Source organism: Carboxylicivirga marina, assembly GCF_016612505.1.
Classification (GTDB): domain Bacteria; phylum Bacteroidota; class Bacteroidia; order Bacteroidales; family Marinilabiliaceae; genus Carboxylicivirga; species Carboxylicivirga marina.
In genome coordinates this window covers 1-21,050 of the sequence record NZ_JAENRR010000026.1, presented here as the reverse complement: position 1 = coordinate 21,050, position 21,050 = coordinate 1, and the positions used below count along the sequence as shown (strand labels likewise).

Below are 21,050 nucleotides of genomic sequence, written 5' to 3'. Positions count from 1 at the left end.
AATTTTGAAATGAGTTTGGATTTGCAAATTCCAGAAACCAAAATACGACGATTGGCATATGAAAGCGACCTTAAGTATAGTCAAATTACAGAGGCTGATATTAAGACTGCGTTTTTTAAAAAAGTTGCTAAATCAAAATTTCGGGGAGATTTAAATAAAGTCGAATTTGTTATTGAAAACAAGTTTATTAGAACGAGTATAGGTGCACAATTAAAGAAAATGGGGCATTATGCCGATAGTTCGTTCAACTCTGAAATTACCCGCATTCACATCGAATCGTTTATTGATTTGCTGGCATGTTATTATCCCGAAAAGGCTATTGAGCGTATTGTAAAAGAAGGAAAGTCTGCCATCAGCCATGAAAAAAATACACCCATTACCTTTAAGTTGATATTGCGAAAGTTTCTGGAAGGTTTAGCGGCAGAATCGGGCAAGAAAGTTGTGGATTTGGGAGCTGCCTATTTTACAGGAGGCGCCGAAAATATTACTCCACTTCTTAGCAAGTTAAAATCTTACTTATCTGTTTAAACTAGACAGCGGCGTCATTTAACTTGCAAAATTCTACTTTTAAAATTTCACTATATACTTCTTTGTCACTCCAGGCATCTTCCCATTCAGGATATAATGTTTGAGAGGCAAATATTAGCGCATCAAGCATTAATATGTCATTCTTGCTAACCAGATATTCAAAAATGGCTGTATGGAGCGTCATTAGCTCAAACGAATGAATGACTTTGTTCTTAAATATTTGCGAGGCAGTTTTGTGTTTGATAAAATCATCAGAAATCCAACCTGCTTTTTTGCTATTTCGGTTTAGAATGGATTCTTGCTCAAGTTTCAGTAATAAGTCATCAGGGTATATCGATAGTGCGTCTTCTAATTGATTGATGATTTTTTTTGTTGGAGCCTCTTCAATTTCCATCAATACAATTTTCATCAATGATAAAAAGGGGAGTTCAGGATAACGATTAGCTAGCTTCTTAAGATTTAGCTTTTTCAAATCATCAATGTCGTCCAGGGCATTAAGTATATCCTCAATCAAATCATTGTGCTCACTAATACCACTATTCATCGTTGATGAAATAACATCGTCATCTGTATCAACATCAAAGAAGTGGAGCATTGTATTGCGAGCTGCCATTATCACATCCAGGTCATAAAAATTATAAAAGAGGCGCTTACTTACGTATAATAGTTCTGTCGCAGCATCTTCATTAGAAGCATCGTTTAGGGCAATCAGTTCTTTAAAGCGCTGGGTATCTTCGTGTCGCTCTTTTAGTGCTTCATTATATATGTACTCTTCAATTGGTAATTCTTCTTCGTACATGCTGCTTTATTTTAATGAGATGTTGTAATATGATTTATACCAGTCAATAAATTTGCTTAAGCCTTCATTAATGCTCGTTGTTGGCTTAAATCCAATGCGCTCTTCTAAAGGCTTAATGTCGGCAAATGTACGATAAACATCACCTTTCTGCATGGGTAATAAGTCTATGGTCGCCTCTTTGCCAATGTATTTTTCAAGTGTGTTAATAAAGTGCATTAGTTTGACTGGCTGATTGTTCCCAATGTTAAACAAACGATAAGGTTTCTCTTTCTCTTCCCCTTTGTTAAATGGTAAGTCAATTAGTTTTTCAATGGCTTCTACAATGTCATCTACATAGGTGAAGTCCCGTTCAAGCTTTCCTTCGTTATAAACTTGAATGCTTTTGTTATTCACAATTTTATCAGTAAAGGAATAATATGCCATGTCGGGTCTGCCATAGGGGCCGTAAACAGTAAAAAAGCGTAAGCCGGTAACCGGAATTTTATATAAATGTGCATAACTATGCGCCATCATCTCATTCGATTTTTTGGTGGCAGCATAAAGTGATACAGGTTCGTTACAAGCCTCATTGGTGCAAAAAGGAATGCTGTTAGAATTGCCATAAACCGAACTCGAACTTGCGTATATGAGGTGTTTGACCGGGTAATGACGACAGGCTTCTAGTATATTTATGAAGCCAATTAAGTTGCTGTCGATGTATTTGTATGGTTGTTCAATACTGTATCGAACGCCCGCCTGAGCAGCCAAATTGATGACGATCTTAAAGCGGTGTTTTTTAAACGCTTTGTCAAGGCTTTCTTTGTCGCAGATGTCAATTTTCCGAAAATGAAAATTAGGGTATTGTTTCAGTTGTTTTAATCGGTCGTTTTTTAGTTGTGTGGAATAGTACTCATTGACAGAATCAATGCCAATGACGCTATATCCACTTTTGCACAATCTTTTAGACAGGTGAAAACCTATGAAGCCAGCAGCTCCTGTTATTAAAATGCTGTCATTTGGTAATTGTGTCATTGGCTTGTGTGAGTTAGGTGTGGTACTAATCGATTTATATTAATTAGGTGACTTAATCTTTTTTAAAGGTAGCACCATCGAGGTTAACGACTAGAGTATAGCCAATGTGATTGATTCTTAGAATGATTTTTTTAGTTCCTTGTACATCCATTACCTGGCCACAAATGCCTTCTAATGGTCCGGATGTGACTGTTATTTGTTGTCCTTTTTCAATTTGGTCACTTTCAACGCTAAATTCCATTTGATTTTCAATGGTTCGTTTCATTGCGAGAATGTCACTTTCAGGTATAACGCAAGCTTTCCCTTTATAGGATACATAAGCGACAATGCCATTAATATCAAAAACACGTTGGTAATCTGCTTGTGGTATTTTCACAAAAATATATGAACTAATGATAGGTGTTTCAACCCATTTTTTGCGATCGCTCCACTGTTTTAGCGTACGTTTTAGTGGCAAATAGGCTTCAATGCCTTTTTGAGTTAGTTGCTCCAGTACCTTCTTTTCAGCTCTGGATTTGGTATATAGTGCATACCAGGATTTTTCCTGATTCTTCTTCAAAACCTTAATTTTTACGCGAAATTAATAAAAAAAGTACTAGTAAATAATGATATTTGATGGTGATGAAGTAATTATCATTTTTAGTACTGTGATAAAAAGAGATTAACATGAACCACCTTTTAAGAATTTTTTCAACAAGAATGATATTGCCGCAATTAAGAGTAAGCAGCCTGTTACTGTGCCTGATGTTTTCGCTGGGAGCCCATGCACAATTTAATAGTGGACGTATACTTAACGATGATTTTTATGCTGAAATTCCTTTTGAGTATGAGCATGATAAAATTGTTATTAATGCCACAATGAATGGAGTAGAAGGGAGATATTTGCTCGATACCGGTGCCATGTGTATTTTATTCAAGGATAGTGTCAAACATGATTTTATTAATTTGAATGAAATGAATGTTGGCGATGCTTCTGGAAAAAAGCAACAATCACAAGTGGTTCAAATGCCTAGCATTAAGGTAGGACAGTTGCAATACGAGAATATCCCAACGCTTTATGTCGATATGTTTACCGGTCCTTTTAAGTGTTTAGGCTATAAAGGTATTATTGGGAGTAATTTGCTACGCTTTGGAGCTTTTAAAATTGATTGGGAAGCACAGAAGTTGATAATCGCAGATTCTTACAAAGCATTTGGTGCTGATAAATCCAATTCGTCAAAAATGTTTATTAATAAACAACAAAGTTCACCTTTTGTAAAGATGAAGGTGAATGGCAAAAATATAAAGTGGGTGTTGGTTGATACTGGTAGCGGAGATTCATTTGCGATGTATAATGAAACGGCGGCCTGGTTACGGCAGAAGGAAGTCATAGCATCTCCATTGTATGAATCAAGCGGAACCAATTCACACGGTGCCTGGGGAGCAGGTAGTTATCAGATGACTATTTACAATGATTTAAAACTGGAGCTTGGAAAGTCGACCATTTTTAAGCATTCAATTGTTGAAACTAGTTCGGGTAAGTCCAAAATTGGCATGAAATTATTGAATCAGAAAGACTTTGTTATAGACTATCCCAATAAACGCTTTTTCTTTGATGTTGGGGAGGTTAATGAAACCATTGAATTTAAGAGTTTTGGACTTGATATTATTATGGAGGGCGATAGTTTTGTGGTTAACGGAGTTTGGAAGGGAACTGATGCAGAATCCTTTGGGGTAGTAAAAGGTGACCTTATTGAAGATATTGAAGGTGTAGGATTTAAACAGAAATCGACATGTGAAGTTTTTCTGGGACTAAAAGAATTAACACAAAATCGTGATGAATTAACTTTTCACTTCATTAATGAGAAAACGCAATCGCGTAAAATTGTGACATTATCCCGCATTAAATTTTGATGATTTTCACAAATGATTAGCAAGCAATTATCAAATATTTAATCGTATATTTGCGCAAAATTTTTCAAGTATAACCTGTAGTTATCGTATTCGGATAACTGGAAATAAAGGCAAGATTGATGCAGGAAAAAATCATTATTCTGGATTTTGGTTCTCAATATACACAGTTGATTGCTAGACGTGTACGTGAGATTAATGTGTATTGTGAAATTCATCCTTTTAACAATTGTCCTGAAATGGACGATTCAGTAAAAGGGGTAATTTTAAGTGGTAGTCCATTTAGTGTGCGCGATGAAGAGGCGCCAAAGCCCGACTTAACTGCGATAAAAGGAAAGATGCCTTTACTAGGGGTGTGCTATGGTGCTCAGTATTTGTCACAGTTTTATGGTGGTGAAGTTCAGCCATCAAAAACGCGTGAATACGGACGAGCTAACCTTGAGTACGTTGATGAAAATAGTGAGTTGTTAACTGGTGTCAGTCATCATTCACAAGTGTGGATGTCACATGGCGATACAATTGTTAATCTTCCAGAAGGTTATAACATTGTAGCCAGTACAAAAGACGTTAAGGTCGCTGCCTATAAGATCGAAAGCGAGCAAACTTTCGGAATGCAATTTCACCCTGAAGTATATCACAGTACTGAAGGAACTCAGATATTAAAGAATTTTGTAGTAGGTGTTTGTGGATGTCAACAAAACTGGACGCCGGATTCATTTGTTGAGACAACGGTAGCTGGATTAAAAGCGAAGTTGGGCAACGATAAAGTAGTGCTTGGTTTATCAGGAGGTGTTGATAGTACTGTTGCAGGTGTATTGCTGCATAAAGCTATTGGTAAAAACCTTACTTGTATTTTTGTTGACAACGGCCTGTTACGTAAAAATGAGTTTGAAGCTGTGCTTGACTCATATAAGCATATGGGTTTAAATGTTATCGGAGTTGATGCCAAGCATGAGTTTCTTAGCGAATTAGAAGGTGTTTCAGACCCGGAAACAAAACGTAAAATTATCGGTCGTGTGTTTATTGAGGTATTTGATGCTGAATCGCACAAAATAAAAGATGTAAAGTGGTTAGCACAAGGAACGATTTATCCTGATGTAATCGAATCTATTTCGGTAAACGGACCATCAGCTACAATTAAGTCACACCACAATGTTGGTGGATTGCCTGATGAGATGGATTTAAAAATTGTAGAGCCATTAAATCTTCTGTTTAAAGATGAAGTGCGTCGAGTAGGGCGAGCAATGGGTATTGATGAGAATTTATTAGGACGTCATCCTTTCCCGGGACCAGGATTAGCGATTCGTATATTAGGCGATATCACTGCTGAAAAAGTTCAGTTACTTCAAGAAGTTGATCACATCTTCATTCAGGGACTGAAAGATAATAACCTATACGATCAAGTATGGCAGGCGGGAGTTATGTTATTGCCTGTTCAATCTGTTGGTGTGATGGGTGATGAGCGTACTTACGAAAAAGTAGTAGCGCTGCGTGCTGTTACATCAACTGATGGTATGACCGCTGATTGGGTACATTTACCATATGATTTTCTTGCGCGTGTATCGAACGATATTATTAATAAAGTAAAAGGAGTCAATCGCGTTGTTTATGACATTAGTTCAAAACCACCGGCAACTATTGAGTGGGAATAGTATTGACAATTATCTGTAAAATATATGGCCGGCAGGAACTTTTTCTTTCCGGCCTTTGTTTATATTAATAATTCAGGATTGTAAGATAGTAACATAACTAAAAACTGATAAGATGGGAGTAAGGAAGAGTTTGGTATTGGGCTTGGTGGCACTACTTTGTGTCGGTGTTGTTGAGGCGCAGGTTTACGATAAAAATATTCAGAAATTACAATTAACTTATCAGTTGGTCAATTCTTTATATGTCGACTCAGTAGATAACGAAGGACTGGTTGAGGAAGCGATTGTGGGCATGCTCAAGAGTCTGGACCCACACTCGGTTTATATCTCAGCCGATGAGGTGGCTGCAATGAACGAACCACTCGATGGAAGTTTTGAGGGTGTTGGCATTCAGTTTAATATTATGGACGATACTTTAATGGTGGTTAATCCTGTTATAGGAGGTCCGTCTGAAAAAGTAGGTATCAGAGCTGGTGACCGTATCGTTGGTATTGATGGTGAAAATGTAGCTGGAATTGGGATAAAAAATAGTGATGTTTTTAAATATCTCAGAGGGAAAAAAGGTACAAAAGTGAACCTGAATATTCTTCGTAAAAGAACAAACGGAGAATTGAAATTTGTGGTGGTTCGTGATAAAATTCCATTGCATAGTGTTGAAGCCGCCTACATGGCTACACCTAAAACGGCATATGTAAAAATATCACGTTTTGCTTTATATACGCATGATGAGTTTGTTGAAGCATTGGAAAAACTCGATGAAAATGATTACGAAAACCTCATACTTGATTTAAGGGGTAATGGCGGTGGTTACCTAAAAGCAGCAATCGATATTACAGATGAATTACTTGATAAAAATAAATTACTCGTTTATACCGAAGGATTAAATAGTGAACGTCGAAATCATCATGCCAGTAAAAAAGGGAAATTTGAGAAGGGTAACCTGGTTGTATTAATCGATGAGGGTTCTGCTTCAGCCAGTGAAATTGTATCAGGAGCGGTTCAGGATTGGGATAGAGGTCTTGTGGTTGGGCGCCGTAGTTTTGGAAAAGGATTAGTGCAGCGTCCGTTCGACTTTCCTGATGGCTCTATGATTCGCTTAACTATCGCGGAGTATTACACACCAGCTGGTCGCTGTATTCAAAAGGAATATGAAAATGGTGTAGATGCCTATCATAATGAGTTGGGTGAACGTTACCTTCATGGTGAGTTGTCAAATGCAGATAGCATCCAATTTGATGAAGCCTTAGAGTTTAAGACCAAAGTATCAGGTCGTACTGTATATGGAGGAGGTGGTATTATGCCTGATGTATTCATAGCTGTTGACACAAGTATGTATTCAGATTATTACAGAGATTTGGTTGCCACAGGTTCGGTTAGTCGAATGGTGCTAAATTACGTTGATAATAATCGTTCTGATCTGGAAATTATGTATAAAAGCTACAAGTCTTTTAATGAAGGTTTTTCAATTGATAATAAGATTGTTGACCTACTTATAAAAGAAGGTGAGGAAGAAGATGTGGAGTTGAATGAAGAGGAATTAAAGGTGTCGCGTCCGCTTGTTGAGGCACAGCTAAAAGCATTAATTGCTCGCGATTTATTTACTTCATCTGAGTATTTTCAGTCGATTAACCCTATTTCAGAGGCCTATATTAAAGCTATCGAAATTGTTGAATCGAAGCGCGATTACTCTCAGTACTTGAAATGATAACAATAAAATTTGCCCTAACTCAATAATGGATTTAATACGTAACTATGGTCTTGAAGTGGCAGGAACGCTTGCTTCATTGATATATCTGTTTTATTCTATTCGCGAAAAAGCCTGGTTGTGGCCATGGGGCATTGTGGCTTCAGTAGTGTCATTAATTGTATTTTATCAAGCTACTTTGTATGCCGATATGGGCTTGCAAATGTATTATGTGATCATAAGTATTTATGGTTGGTGGTACTGGATGAGTGGACAAAACAGTCAGTCAGACAGTGCTGTTTCTATAAAAGAACTAAATATCAGATTGCTTCTGAAATTGCTAATTGTGGGAGGACTTATTTATCTGGTTTTATTGGGCGCTTTGCTTAATATACCAGCCATGGTTGATATAGCTAGTTCGGATTTACCGTATCTGGATTCTTTTACAACAGCGGCATCAATAGTAGCAACTTGGATGTTGGCCAGAAAGTACATTCATCATTGGCTTTTTTGGGTTGTAATTAACACCATTTCAATGGGCATGTATATGTATAAAGGGCTGTATTTCTATAGTTTCTTATTTTTGATCTACACAGCTGGTGCCATTGTTGGTTATTCGGAGTGGAAACGTACAATGACTCAGAATGCACAATAAACAACCTAAAATTATTGTTTTAACAGGTCCTGAGTCGACTGGCAAATCAACTTTATCAAAAGAGTTGAGTATATTTTATAATGCTGATTTGGTAAGTGAATATGCACGCGAGTATATAGAGAGTATAGATAGACCATACCTTCTGAAGGATGTTAATGCCATTGCCAAACAGCAAGTGAATGGATATAAAAAAGCTCTGTTGTCAATAAAGCCAATGGTTGTGTTTGATACCTTCTTAATTATTACGAAAATATGGTATAGGGAAGTGTATGGTTTTGTACCTGAATGGATTGATGATGCTATAGTAAGAGCAGATGTTGATTTACATTTGTTATGTTATCCTGATACTGAATGGATAGAAGATAGTGTTCGTGAAAACAAGCATAAACGAATGTATCTTTTTGAACAGTACAAGAATGAATTAGAATATTATAACTTCGATTATGAAATTGTAAAAGGCCAGGGTGAAGAGCGCTTAAAGGCTGCAATAAATAAGATTAACCAAAAACTACAATAATTGCTATGACCACTAACCACTTTGAACGAATCAAATCAGCGATAGAAGAGCTGTCGCAAGAACAGAGTTATAAAAGTGTTTGTCACCCACACTTTAAAGATCATAAAATGCCATCTCTTCAGGCATTGGAAAAGATTGTCAGTCTGTCACGCGAAATAATTTTTCCGGGCTATTATGGCGATAGTTCAATACGTCCCGATAGCGTTCGCTATTATATTGGCGTCAATACTGAAAAGCTATACAGCTTAATGGTAGAGCAGATATTTGCTGGCTTATGCTTTATGTGTGATAAACCGGAAGGTTTTGATTTAAGTGAGCGCAAAGGTCAGGCGCATGATTATGCCAGTCAGTTTATAAGTGTGTTACCTGATGTTAGACGTGTTTTAACAACTGATGTTGAGGCTGCTTTTCTTGGAGATCCGGCAGCAAAGAGCAAAGGTGAAGTGATTTTTTGTTATCCAGCTATAAGGGCCATAACCAATTACCGCGTGGCTCATGCTTTATTAAAAATAGGTGTTCCATTAATTCCTCGTATGATAAGTGAAATGGCGCATTCAGAAACAGGTATTGATATTCATCCACGTGCAACCATTGGTGAGTATTTTAGTATCGACCATGGAACGGGTGTAGTAATTGGTGCTACCTCAATTTTAGGAAATAATGTTAAGTTATTTCAGGGAGTAACACTAGGAGCCAAAAGTTTTCCATTGGATGAAAAAGGTAATCCCATAAAAGGTATTCCGCGACATCCGATTATTGAAGATAATGTGGTTATCTATGCTCAGGCAACCATATTGGGACGAATTACGGTTGGAGCAAATTCGATTATTGGTGGTAATGTTTGGGTGACGAATTCGGTTGCTTCGGGTTCGAAAATTGTACAGTTTAAGCCGCGCGATGTTTTATATGCCGAAGGAGGTGGGATATAGATTATCAGTGAAAAATCGGCTTTTATCAGTAAATACAGGGTTTTTACCAAATATATGTATCGATTAGGGGATAATTGCCGTAATTAATGTAAACTTGTGCTTGCACAGACGGTAACATAATTTTTCTATATTTGTAGGCAATTAGACCATTGGAAATGGCATTTGAATTAAAAAACTGGTATTTAGAAAAGAAACAAGGAGAGGTTATTCTGGAGTATAACGGAAGTATTACACCAGAGTTAATTTCAGAAGCACTGCATTCCATTGAAAACAGTTTGAACATGAAAAATGAAAAAAATCGTGTTCGAAAGAAAGTTTATAATGTGTTTGTAGAAAGTTTGCAAAACCTCTATCATCATGTGGATTTACCACCAGTTACCGCTCCTGTTGAGCAAAGCAGTAACTTCGGTATCATTATTTTAAGTAAGGATGGTACCTTTTATCGCATCTCTACAGGCAATTTTGTGAAAAAGGAAAAATTAAATTATATTAAAGACCGAATTGACCAGGTAAATTCCCTTTCAGACGAAGAAGTTCGGATGTTATACAGGGATATACTTAATAACGATGAGTTTTCGGATAAAGGAGGGGGAGGCCTTGGAATGCTCGATATCGTTAGGAAAACAGGCAATAAATTAGAATATTATTTTTATCAATTTGATGATGAATACATCTTTTTCTCGCTAGATGTATACATTAGTTAACCGTATAGCTACCAGTATGGAAACAATTATTCGTGAAGGAAGTCCAAAAACACCATTTGTAAGACTAGATGGGGAAAAAGGAATGGTTGAGATTAAAGGACGCTCTATTCCAGAAAATTCTGTTGAGTTTTACAAGCCGATTATTGATTGGCTTGAAAAGTTTGGAGATACACCTTCTGAAGAAACCAACGTAAACATCCAGTTAGAGTATTTCAATACAAGTTCCTCAAAGTGTATCTTGGACATATTTAAGCGCCTTGAGTTGATTCATAAAAAGGGTCATCCGGTTGAAATAAACTGGTACTATGAGGAGGATGATGAAGATATGTTTGAGGCAGGAGAAGATTATCAATCGATAATTAATATTCCTTTTAAAATGATAGAAATGGAAGAGTAGTAATACTCAAGAATATTATATAAAGGCTGATTGGAATTTTTCAATCGGCCTTTTTTGTATCCTTAATATACCACCTAACGAGTGTTTTTAGTTTGGCTAACTTTGGCAGAGTTCTGAAATAAAGCATGACAAACAAAATGATGTTAATTAGCCAGATAACGATGGTGTTGGCACAGAACGTATTCATATTTAGCTCGCCAATATTTTTAGTGGGAGCCAAAAAATGAGCTTTTAAAAATTTATTTTCAGGATCTTGATAGATGGGATCAATCTTTTGCCATAATTCGCCATTGAACTCTATTATTTTGTTTGAGAAGAAATTATTAGAGTTGGTTACAAAGCGTTCTAAATCTTCGTTAAAATACTGTTTTTTGCCTTCTATGTAGTTGTGTCGACCTTCATCGGTTTTCGTTATTGCCTTTATTTTGTTATCAAGCTTCGCATCTGCCTGATTGTATAAGTTTTTGTAGTATTCCTTTAAAAATGTAATGTAATCTCTAACGCCTGCAATATCTGTTATTTCATTTGTCGAAGAAAGTAGTTTCAGTTCTGCACTTCTTTCTGGGTATAACTCGTAATGCTTCGTTAATTCTTGATTGATTAGGTCAATTGAATAATTCAATTGTTCAAAGGAGTCCGTTTGGGTATTTTTGTTAATAATGGCTTCAAGCTTACTAAGATGACTGTTTAGTGCCGGAATCCAGAACTCTTTTCGGTATTTAGCTTGGCTTTTAAGTTTATCGTAACTGAAGTAATCACTATAAAATGCATTGTCTTTATATTGTGCAACTGCCAATGCTTCAAATGCCCAACGTGCAGTTATTATCTCACCATAAAATGGTATTTTGTCAGGCGTTGAAATGGATGGGTTGAGGCGATCGAAGCTAATGAATACGCCACTTAAAATCAGCTGTGGAATAATTAGAAAAGGAACGATGATATAAATATTGACAGTTTTTTTAAAAGTGTCAGAGATGTTTAATCCAAGGATGTTAGCAAAAACGGAGCTGCTAAATAAGATGACCCAATAATGCCAAAACATACCGCTTAGTTCAATTATAAAGTTGCCAATTAATACAAATAAAGCTGATTGAATGGCGGAGATAGCCGATAATATGGCGATCTTTGAAAATAAATAACTTAAGCGGCTTAGGTTGAGAAATGATTCTCTTCGTTGAATCTTTCTATCATTAATTATCTCTTCAGCACTTACAGTTAAACCAACAAAAAGAGCGATAATTACTGACATGATGATGTAGACAGTAATATTCGGGTTTTTAACAAAGCTATAGGCCGAATCTGTGGCGTTGTCAACATCATAATACCTAATGATGGATGCTAATAACAGTGCCAGAACAGGTGTTTCAAATAGGTTGATGAGTAAATATTGACGGTTAGCCAACTTTGATGCAATGTCTCTTTTAATAAAAATGAATAATTGCTTCAGTCTGTTCGGAATCTGAAAACTTATCCTTGGTAGTGAGTTTTTTTCAGGAGCTGGCGGCTCGTTCGACTCCCAACCCTCATGGAAAAGATCATACCATTCTTTGGGGTCAACGCGACGCGTTTGTGTGAAATTGCCATATTCATCAAGAATCTGTGAATTCACAATGTTCAAAATCTGCTCAACGTTAACATTACCGCAGGTTGGGCATTCACTTTCATCGCGATTGGCATGGTTTATACAGGCCTTAAAATAGTTAACGCTTTCAACCGGGTCGCCATTGTAAATCAGATATCCTCCGGTGTCAAGCACCAGCAGTTGGTTAAACATCTTAAATATGTCAGATGATGGCTGGTGAATAACCACAAAGACCAGTTTACCTCTAATCGACAACTCTTTAAGTAAATCAATAATATTGTCCGAATCACGCGATGATAATCCAGAAGTTGGCTCGTCTAAAAATAGTATAGATGGTTCGCGAATAAGTTCAAGAGCTATATTAAGTCTTTTTCTTTGACCTCCGCTAATTTTCTTATTTAACGGACTGCCTACTTTCATAAAACGAATTTCGTATAAGCCTAGCGAACTCAGTAGGCGAAGAACTTTACGTTTTATCTGATATTCCGGAAGGTTGTCAAAGCAAAGCTTGGCATTGTAATACAAGTTTTGGTAGACGGTCAAATCTTCCATCAGAAGATCGTCCTGAGCTACATAACCGATCAGTCCTTTGGCTTGGTCGAGGTTGTTATGAACATCAATGTCATTTAAAAATACCTGTCCTTTAGTTGGTGTGTTAATGCCACTTAAAACATTAACCAAGGTGCTTTTACCGGCACCACTTGAGCCCATGATACCCACCAATTTGCCAGATTTTGAAGCAAACGATGTTTTATGCAGTCCTATGGCTTTTTTACTAAAATGATATTCTACATTGACACATCTGAAATCTATTGCATTATCAATATTGTCGCTGGTAAATTGACCAAAGATATCGCTATAGAAAATTGTATTGATAAGTTTGTTACGAAGCGAACTTCCTGGGTTTAAAATCTGAACGCGACCTTCGTTAATCAACTGGCCATTCATGCTTATATCCATATGACCTCTGAATCGAAAAGCAAAGAGATTGACCGATTTTAAGTGAACAACTCTCAATTCACCTTTCAGGTTTTCCCAATATAAATGTCTGAAATTGGCCTGCTCATGGTAAGGATTGTTGTCAACTATTAATACGCTATTTGATTCCGGAATATCAGAAAAAGAGCTTGTAATAAAGTTGATAATGAGTTGATACTCTTGTTCAGGAAGATTAAATGTTTGAGCGACGGTTTCAATAAATTCACGCTCATAATCGCTCATGCCAATGTCGATGTTCAAGAACTCTATAAGCTGGATTAAAACAATGAGCTTTTGGTAATATGTTAGCGCTTCATTTATTTCAGTCGCAATTTTCAGAACCTTAACCGAGCTGGCAGAATGACGTTTACGGAATTTATCCTTGTCAGATAGACGTTGTTCGTGTTGCTCGTGAAGTCGATCGAAAAGCTGCAAATACTCTTCGACTAATCGGTTGTTTAATTGTTGATTGAGAAAGGATTTTACGATGAATCGTCGAGATTTAATCTCGGTGCGAGGAAATGCGATGAGCGCAAACAACTGTATAAGTGCCTTTAATATTTCCTCGCTCATATGCTGTTATAAAATAACCTCAGAGAGGTTAGTATTTATACTTGATTGTTTTACACGGAGCTCTTAGTTCATTTCCTCAAGGCTTTTAAAGCCTATCATTAGCATCGCGATGCCCGATGTAGATTTATCCGGATTCAATCTGGCTTCAACGATGCACTCAACCGAACCTTCAATTTTAAAATCCCATGTTCCTGCAGCTTCATGGTGTTCGTTTGAAAAAAGCAAGTTGCGCTCTTTGTCATAAATCGAGAATAAAATATTGTTTTCCTGATGACTACATGCGACAACACGATACATGCTTCCAGAGAAAAAAGTAGTGTGAAACTCAGCTACCTCAGTGCCGGTTAAAAATGCACGGAATGGCTGTCCGCTGGCAATATAGGGCGACTTAAGCTGATTAATACAGTTACTGAATAAAACGTCTTCTTGTGAATTTAATTTTAATGGAGATAATAGGGCAACAATAGATAAAACAAATAAAATTAACGAACGCTTCATTTTTAATGTGCTTTTATTGAGATTTAACAGGTTCAAAATTTTCTGAAAGATATCTAAAAGTTGTCAATTATAGCTGTCAATGAACCAAAAAAATGAAAATAATATTCTCGACATAGCTTGTTGATACGAATGAAGGTCATAGCTGTGTGCTGTAATCATTGCATAAATTACAAATCTCATTGTTTTGTTTATTTATATTTGCCAACTATGTACTTTCAATGCGATTTTGAATCGTTAAGTTGAAATGGTTGATTACTAGTGTGTATTGTAAATTTTATATAATGAAGAAGAATTTATTCATGTTGTTGCTTATTGTGCTGGGCATCAATTGTGCAAACGGACAACTTGCTTTAGATGATGTCATTAGCGGTGGGAAGAGTTTTTACAATTATTACCCGCGTGCCATTAATGTAAATTTTAAAGGCGATGCCAATCAGTTGGTATTGCAGCGTCAGGATTCTGTTTTTGTACAAGAACTAAAAAGCACAAATGCGGTTTTTGCCTTTGATTTGAACTGGTTAAACACCATTCTGGAAAAAGATGGCTACAGCGCGCTAAAGCGCCTGCCTCAACTCAGCTGGGACACAAAAATGCAATTCTCATTTACAACTAAAGAAGCTTATTATTCAGTTGATCAGGCGTCTGAAAAAGTAATGATGTGCGTGGGGCGTGAAGCAGGTGCTTCTAATTTTGATTTAAATAAAAATGCAGGCACCGTGGCCTATACCCTTGGCAATGATTTGTATCTAAAAGAAGGAAAAAGCAAACCTGTGATGGTTGCAGGTAATGAGGGTGATGATGTTGTATTTGGTCATACCGTTCATCGTAATGAATTTGGAATAAACAAAGGTACATTCTGGTCACCCAATGGTGAGCAGCTCGCTTTTTATAGGGAAGATAACTCGATGGTAAGCGATTATCCTTTAGTTAATGTGGATGAACGTGTTGCCAAATTAGAGAATATTAAATACCCAATGGCAGGAATGGGTAGTCATCAGGTAACCGTTGGCGTATACAATTTGAATACGAAGGAAACGATCTTCCTGAAAACAGGAGAGCCATACGATCGCTTTTTTACGAATGTATGTTGGACGGCCGATAACAAATATTTATTAGTTGCTGAGCTTAATCGTGAGCAAAACCACATGCATCTCAATAAATACGATGCTTCCAATGGTCAACTCGTATCAACTTTGTTTGAAGAAAAAGATGAACGCTGGACTGAGCCACAGCATCCGGCCTTATTTGTTCCGGGAAAGAAAGGTGATTTCATCTGGCAAAGTATAAAGGATGGAAATAATCATCTGTATGTATATGGTTTAGATGGGCAGTTAAAAAAGCAGTTGACGCAAGGTGACTGGGAAGTGACGAATGTACTGGGTTTTGACAAAGCAGCTAAATACGTGTTTATCGAATCAACGAAAGAAGAAGCCTTAGAGCGTCATGTTTACAAAGTTAGCCTGACATCCGGAAAGATGAATCGTGTTACCACCGATGAAGGTGTTCACAAGGTGAAGATTAGTAAAGATGGACGTTATGCTTTAACGACTTTCTCCTCGTTGAATGTTCCATCAATCACCAAGTTGGTAGACACGCGAGGCAGAAGCATACGAACGCTACAGGAGGTGGAGAACCCATACAAAGGGATGGAAACCGGGAAAGTCGAATTGCTTAAACTAAAAACAAAAGATGGGCAATTTGATTTAAATGCACGTATGGTTTTACCAGTTGATTTTGATGCTGCCAGGAAATACCCGGTGATTGTATATGTCTATGGTGGTCCGCATTCGCAGATGATACAGAATCGATGGATGGGAGGTGCTCGTGGTTGGCAGCTATACATGGCCCAAAAAGGCTACATTGCTTTTACGCTTGATAACAGGGGTACAGCCAATCGCGGAAAAGAATTTGCACAGGCTATTCACCGTCAATTAGGTCAATTGGAAGTGGAAGATCAAATGCAGGGTATCGAATACCTGCAATCACTTCCTTATGTTGATGCAGATAAGATTGGTGTGCATGGCTGGAGTTATGGTGGTTTTATGACCATTTCAATGATGACACAGCACCCGGATGTGTTTAAAGTAGGGGTTGCCGGCGGACCGGTGATCGACTGGAAATACTATGAAATCATGTATGGCGAACGCTATATGGATATGCCACAGGAAAATCCAGAAGGTTATAAGAATGCGAACCTAAACCTACGAGTTAATGATTTGGAAGGTCGATTAATGGTTATTCATGGAGCCATTGATCCGGTTGTTGTTTGGCAGCACAGTCTTTCGTTTATTCACGAGTGTGTTAAAAATGGCGTTCAAATAGATTATTTTCCTTATCCACGGCATGAACACAATGTACGAGGAAAAGATCGCATACATCTAATGGAAAAAGTGACCCGCTATTTTGATGACTTCTTGTAGCGACAAGTATAGAATGAATTCGAAAAGCCTGGTGAGTGGATGCTTACCAGGTTTTTTTATGTCTTATTGAATGAGTCTTCTGATACTAGCGTTCGCTTTTGCTAAATCTTAAATGATATATAAGGATTTAAAGGTGAAAAAAACGACTAATTCGAATTAGAAATAAAGATATGATAAATAGAATATTTTATTTAATGGAAGAAAATCAGACGTTTATCGTTAGTAGTGGTCTGTTTATCAACGAAAATTAAATTTGTACGAAAAAAGGTGTTACGTTTTGCCCTCTCTGCTATTAACTATTGTACACCAGGCGTGTATCAGAAAGAAAGCCCGGTACTATAGCCAAATCTAACTTAAAATAGTTAACGATGAGTTATTCAAGTAATCAAATTTCAGTAACCATGCCCCAGGAGGATGTGGTGGAAGTGATTGATTTGTTAAGGCAAATCAAGGAAAAGATGCCCTTTTTAACAGGGGTAACACCCGAGCAGCGAAAGCGTCTGCCCAAGATGGATAAGCGAAATTATTCCTTTGTGCAGGATGTGGAGACTGCCATTAAGAACGATGCCAGTATACTGCCATCCTATGTAAGTCCAGAAGAAATGAGTAAGGACCTGAAGTTATACGAGCAGCTGGAAGAATTATTAGCACCACTGGCATATTTGTATGATCATGTGCGCGACACCCAAATGCTGGCCGGATCAGAGGCCTATTCCAATGCCCTGATGGTGTATAATATGATTAAGGCGGCAAACAAAGCCGGATTACCGGGTGCCAACAGCCTTTATAATCAATTAAAAGGTCGGTTCGACAGAAGCAATACAACTGCCACTGACGAAGTAAGTAATAATTAATATTTTTTGGTCATAGCACGGGCATTCTTATGTCAGAGGGGTACTTCGGAAGTACCCCTTTTTTATTTTAATAAATGAATGGAGGCCATGTAAATAGCATTGGCTTACTTGCTACATCCATAGATGCGGCGAAAGGTATCATTAGCCAGCTGTTTTTAATGAATAATGCGTCATTTACATGGATTCACGAACCATTTTATATGATGTGGGTACTTATGTGGCGAAAACCTAGATCGCCAGATATAATAAACGACCAGAATTATCGGATGTTTCGAATAAAGAAGCGCATACCTGAGCCAAACTTGCACATGAATGAACCGAAACGATTCATCGTTGATGGAAAACGGCGCAGTTGTCAATCAGATTGGTTCATTGATGTTGTTTGCATGCTCAGCGATCAATTAAAACATCGCTGATATTCGTCGTCATTCTCAATGATTGCATCACATTGTTTGATACTTGCATCTTTTGAGTGCATGCTTGCATGGATTATCCGCTTTCTTCAATCAAATATGGCGAATGAATGGATGTTTCAATCTCATTTGAGCATACGCCATGCACTCGGATTATTTAAAAGAGAGAGTATAAAAGAACAGGAGAGAAGCGTTATTTTCGAAGGGCACAACTTTACTCACGCCAAGATGATGGTATTTTAATTAGTTTTATAAAAGTGCTGATTGAATAGCTAGAATATCTAAAAACAGCATATGGAAAATGTGGTGACTATTAGACATATATAAAACATCGTGCTGTATGTATTTAAGTTGTACCCAATTAAATGAGAATGGCAGAGAATAACACTTTATATCACTATTGCTCAATGCAAACCGCAATTGAGTACATTTTGCCAGAATTAAGACTTTTATTAAATCCAATGGGTAATACAAATGACCCTAGAGAAAATAAAAGTTTTTCATTTGCCATAAGTGGATTAGGTAGTGAGGAGAATATTTGGAAAGTAAATCGTGAAATTAGCGATGAAATAAGAAGAGGATGTAAAATTCTATGTTTTGCCCAGGATTATAATGGATTAAAAGGGTATGAATATTCAAGACTTTGGGCTCTTTATGGTCAAAATCATAAAGGAGTCTGCCTAGAAATAAATGGTGACGACTTTCTTCTAGAGAATCAGGATAAAATTGATGAGAATAAATTTAAGGCTATTGAATATGAGAATGCCTCTAAGACTAATCGTCTCCCAAATGTTGATTATAATCTAATTAAAACACTGGGAATTGGTAGGTATGTTCGTGAACATTTGAGGGAAGAATATATGGACTATTTTTATTTCAGAAAGAACGATGAGTGGCATTCAGAAAATGAAAAACGGCTATTACATTACTGCTATACAACTGACAATGTTTACTGTTCAATTAGAAAAAGTTTAAGAAGAGTAATTCTTGGAGTTGACTTTAATGAGTTATATAATCCATCAATTAGAAGCTTAATACCTAATATTGAAATAAAAAAAGCATCTTATTGGTCAAGAAGAATATCACTTGGAGACATAAAATAACTGGGTACAACACGCTGCTATAGCGCATTTCGGGATTCGTAGTGTTTTGGAAAGTCCGTAGCTCCAGCTACCAGCGCCAAATCGCTGATTTGGCTTATAAAAGAAAAGTTAAAACAAATACAACGCTTTGGCTCAGCTCAATTTGGAAAGATTGTAAGGATAAAAACCCTCACGACGCCATGCAGCCACCGTTAAGACTAATACAAATTGCAGAACAAAATTTGTTTAAACATACATCAATCTTGGGCTCAATATTACTTAGGAAGAATTTGCTTAAAATCCTTAGCCAAATTGCGCAACAGCGCGGTAATTATAGTGGTTTTGAAAGCTGCAAGTCACTTAAAATGATTAAAAATCTATGGTAAAATTAAGATGTTTCATTTTCATAATAGGTTTATTTATTCTTTCTCCTCTCATAAGCCAAGAATATTTTGATATTAAAACCCCTGGTTCAAAATACAATACTAAATGTAAGGACTGCATTGAGATTTTTAGAAATATGCCAGATGAGATTCAGTTTGGTATTCGACGTGATTATGAAAGTAATGAATTATACTTTTTTGTAACGAATCGCGAGTGGTTTGAGCAGATGTTTAAGAAAGCTACTGATGGAATTGCAATTGATATTGTAAATAAGAATAGGTATGACTGTAGCGTCGAAATTCTTGAGGAAAGGACGATAATCAGGGGGGATTTACAAAGGCCTATATATTTAAAAGAACTCACATCAAATATGATTCCAACACAAGATAATCGTGTTATTATCAAGGTTGGTAAAGTGCCAGACAAATTTCTTTCAGAAGACATTGAATTTAACCTGCTTATTCTAAAAAAGAAATATTTATGTTATTATAACAGTTTTGTCGATTTGCAGACATACAGGTGGGACTTGTTGGAAATGGGAATGTTCCTTGATACCTTAACATATAAGAGTCGATTTAATCAAACTATTTCAAAACAAGAACAGTATATTTTAAGTCACAAAAGCCTTCGCTTTGAAATTCCGTTTGCAAAAAATAAATCAAGCTATTCACAAGAGGATATAAAGCCTCTTTATGACTCCCTAAGTTTGACAAACTATAATGTGAAAAAAATAACGATTAGAGCCTATTCTTCCATTGAAGGGAAAACAGATAGAAACAATGAGCTTCAAAAACAAAGGGCTGAAAGTATCGTCACTGCGCTTCAGAAATTTCAAGAACCAGAAATAATTAATGAGGTTAATGTATCAGAAAATTGGGTCGAGTTCTTGAATGACATTACATACTCTAGCTATTCATATTTATCAGAGCTCTCAAAAAAAGAAATCAAAGAGAAGTTAAATGATAAAAGTATCTTAAATGCTTTGGAGCCATACCTTGCGAGTCATCGTAAAGCTGTTGTCGTATTGGAGCTTCAAAAAAAGAATAAATACAATGATATCTCGGCGGAAGGCTTAGTAGGAATATTTCAGAAATCGTTATCGGAACAAAACTTAGAACAAGCCATCGAGATTCAAAACTCATTGTTTGACCGTGTTATAAATCAACAATTACCAGCAACTTATATCGATAAGCTTGAAATTCCTAGAAAATCTGAATATGGTTCTTTATTGAATAAAAACACGGTATTCAAGTACATGATAAACAATGTAGGCGTGTATGATGCATTATTGGAATTAAATAAACTTGCCGATTTATTACCAAAAGATGGTCATATAAAATACAATATTGCTGCTTTAAAATTTAAGATTTGGGTTCTGGGTGAACAAGCTATTGAACCGGCCGAATTTAAAAAAGAGATAAACTCTCTTAAGGTGGGTTCTAAAAATTAGTTTTTTCAATTTTTGACTTGATAAAATCGCAGAACCCTTTAACGAAATTTTCA

19 protein-coding genes are annotated in these 21,050 nt (G+C 36.7%); 14 read left to right on the top strand and 5 right to left on the bottom strand.

The genetic code is table 11. The features are described from left to right. The first annotated feature begins 9 nt into the window (after positions 1 to 9). Complete coding sequence (locus tag JIV24_RS11935) at positions 10 to 528, top strand: hypothetical protein (protein ID WP_200465274.1); 519 nt, start codon at positions 10 to 12, stop codon at positions 526 to 528. Position 529: 1 nt separating this feature from the next. On the opposite strand, the gene JIV24_RS11930 is transcribed toward JIV24_RS11935, so the two are convergent. From JIV24_RS11930 to JIV24_RS11920, 3 genes are read right to left on the bottom strand one after another with little or no spacing between them, the layout of a single operon-like run. Continuing rightward, on the bottom strand, positions 530 to 1,327 hold the full coding sequence (locus JIV24_RS11930; RefSeq protein ID WP_200465273.1) for a hypothetical protein: 798 nt from the start codon (positions 1,325 to 1,327) through the stop codon (positions 530 to 532). A 6-nt stretch (positions 1,328 to 1,333) separates the two neighbouring features. Beyond that, complete coding sequence (locus tag JIV24_RS11925) at positions 1,334 to 2,338, bottom strand: SDR family NAD(P)-dependent oxidoreductase (RefSeq protein WP_200465272.1); 1,005 nt, start codon at positions 2,336 to 2,338, stop codon at positions 1,334 to 1,336. A gap of 52 nt (positions 2,339 to 2,390) precedes the next feature. Beyond that, entirely contained in the window at positions 2,391 to 2,897 is a 507-nt protein-coding gene (locus tag JIV24_RS11920; protein WP_200465271.1) for a UpxY family transcription antiterminator, read from the bottom strand. Between the two features lie 107 nt (positions 2,898 to 3,004). Here JIV24_RS11920 and JIV24_RS11915 point away from each other — a divergent pair, with 107 nt between their 5' ends. The 8 genes from JIV24_RS11915 (at position 3,005) to JIV24_RS11880 (ending at position 10,763) form a co-directional block, all read left to right on the top strand. After that, entirely contained in the window at positions 3,005 to 4,231 is a 1,227-nt protein-coding gene (locus tag JIV24_RS11915; RefSeq protein WP_200465270.1) for an aspartyl protease family protein, read from the top strand. Between the two features lie 119 nt (positions 4,232 to 4,350). Beyond that, complete coding sequence (gene guaA, locus JIV24_RS11910; RefSeq protein WP_200465269.1) at positions 4,351 to 5,880, top strand: glutamine-hydrolyzing GMP synthase; 1,530 nt, start codon at positions 4,351 to 4,353, stop codon at positions 5,878 to 5,880. Positions 5,881 to 5,992: 112 nt separating this feature from the next. Beyond that, on the top strand, positions 5,993 to 7,582 hold the full coding sequence (locus tag JIV24_RS11905) for a S41 family peptidase (RefSeq protein WP_200465268.1): 1,590 nt from the start codon (positions 5,993 to 5,995) through the stop codon (positions 7,580 to 7,582). A gap of 28 nt (positions 7,583 to 7,610) precedes the next feature. After that, positions 7,611 to 8,216, top strand: a complete 606-nt coding sequence (pnuC, locus tag JIV24_RS11900) for a nicotinamide riboside transporter PnuC (protein ID WP_200465267.1) — start codon at positions 7,611 to 7,613, stop codon at positions 8,214 to 8,216. Next, on the top strand, positions 8,206 to 8,733 hold the full coding sequence (locus JIV24_RS11895) for an AAA family ATPase (RefSeq protein ID WP_200465266.1): 528 nt from the start codon (positions 8,206 to 8,208) through the stop codon (positions 8,731 to 8,733). The genes pnuC and JIV24_RS11895 overlap by 11 nt, the downstream gene beginning before the upstream one ends. 5 nt (positions 8,734 to 8,738) lie before the next feature. After that, positions 8,739 to 9,662 (top strand): serine O-acetyltransferase, encoded by a 924-nt coding sequence (locus JIV24_RS11890; protein ID WP_200465265.1) that lies wholly within the window; start codon positions 8,739 to 8,741, stop codon positions 9,660 to 9,662. 155 nt (positions 9,663 to 9,817) lie between these two features. Continuing rightward, the gene (locus JIV24_RS11885) at positions 9,818 to 10,366 is read left to right on the top strand and encodes a SiaB family protein kinase (protein ID WP_234445809.1); all 549 of its coding nucleotides are present in this window, start codon (positions 9,818 to 9,820) and stop codon (positions 10,364 to 10,366) included. A gap of 16 nt (positions 10,367 to 10,382) precedes the next feature. Beyond that, positions 10,383 to 10,763 carry a DUF1987 domain-containing protein gene (locus JIV24_RS11880; protein WP_200465264.1) on the top strand — a complete coding sequence of 127 codons (381 nt, stop codon included), beginning with the start codon at positions 10,383 to 10,385 and terminating at the stop codon, positions 10,761 to 10,763. A 40-nt stretch (positions 10,764 to 10,803) separates the two neighbouring features. On the opposite strand, the gene JIV24_RS11875 is transcribed toward JIV24_RS11880, so the two are convergent. Continuing rightward, positions 10,804 to 13,896, bottom strand: a complete 3,093-nt coding sequence (locus JIV24_RS11875) for an ATP-binding cassette domain-containing protein (protein WP_200465263.1) — start codon at positions 13,894 to 13,896, stop codon at positions 10,804 to 10,806. A gap of 63 nt (positions 13,897 to 13,959) precedes the next feature. Next, positions 13,960 to 14,394: a hypothetical protein gene (locus JIV24_RS11870; RefSeq protein ID WP_200465262.1), complete on the bottom strand. Its 435-nt coding sequence runs from the start codon at positions 14,392 to 14,394 to the stop codon at positions 13,960 to 13,962. A 281-nt stretch (positions 14,395 to 14,675) separates the two neighbouring features. Here JIV24_RS11870 and JIV24_RS11865 point away from each other — a divergent pair, with 281 nt between their 5' ends. The 5 genes from JIV24_RS11865 (at position 14,676) to JIV24_RS11845 (ending at position 20,997) form a co-directional block, all read left to right on the top strand. Then, positions 14,676 to 16,814: a S9 family peptidase gene (locus JIV24_RS11865; RefSeq protein WP_200465261.1), complete on the top strand. Its 2,139-nt coding sequence runs from the start codon at positions 14,676 to 14,678 to the stop codon at positions 16,812 to 16,814. 368 nt (positions 16,815 to 17,182) lie between these two features. Further along, the gene (locus JIV24_RS11860) at positions 17,183 to 17,668 is read left to right on the top strand and encodes a hypothetical protein (protein ID WP_200465260.1); all 486 of its coding nucleotides are present in this window, start codon (positions 17,183 to 17,185) and stop codon (positions 17,666 to 17,668) included. 74 nt (positions 17,669 to 17,742) lie between these two features. After that, positions 17,743 to 18,084, top strand: coding sequence for a hypothetical protein (locus JIV24_RS11855; protein ID WP_200465259.1), 342 nt, complete (start codon positions 17,743 to 17,745; stop codon positions 18,082 to 18,084). A gap of 368 nt (positions 18,085 to 18,452) precedes the next feature. Beyond that, complete coding sequence (locus JIV24_RS11850; RefSeq protein WP_200465258.1) at positions 18,453 to 19,184, top strand: DUF2971 domain-containing protein; 732 nt, start codon at positions 18,453 to 18,455, stop codon at positions 19,182 to 19,184. A 358-nt stretch (positions 19,185 to 19,542) separates the two neighbouring features. Continuing rightward, complete coding sequence (locus JIV24_RS11845) at positions 19,543 to 20,997, top strand: hypothetical protein (RefSeq protein ID WP_200465257.1); 1,455 nt, start codon at positions 19,543 to 19,545, stop codon at positions 20,995 to 20,997. Positions 20,998 to 21,050: the final 53 nt, after the last annotated feature.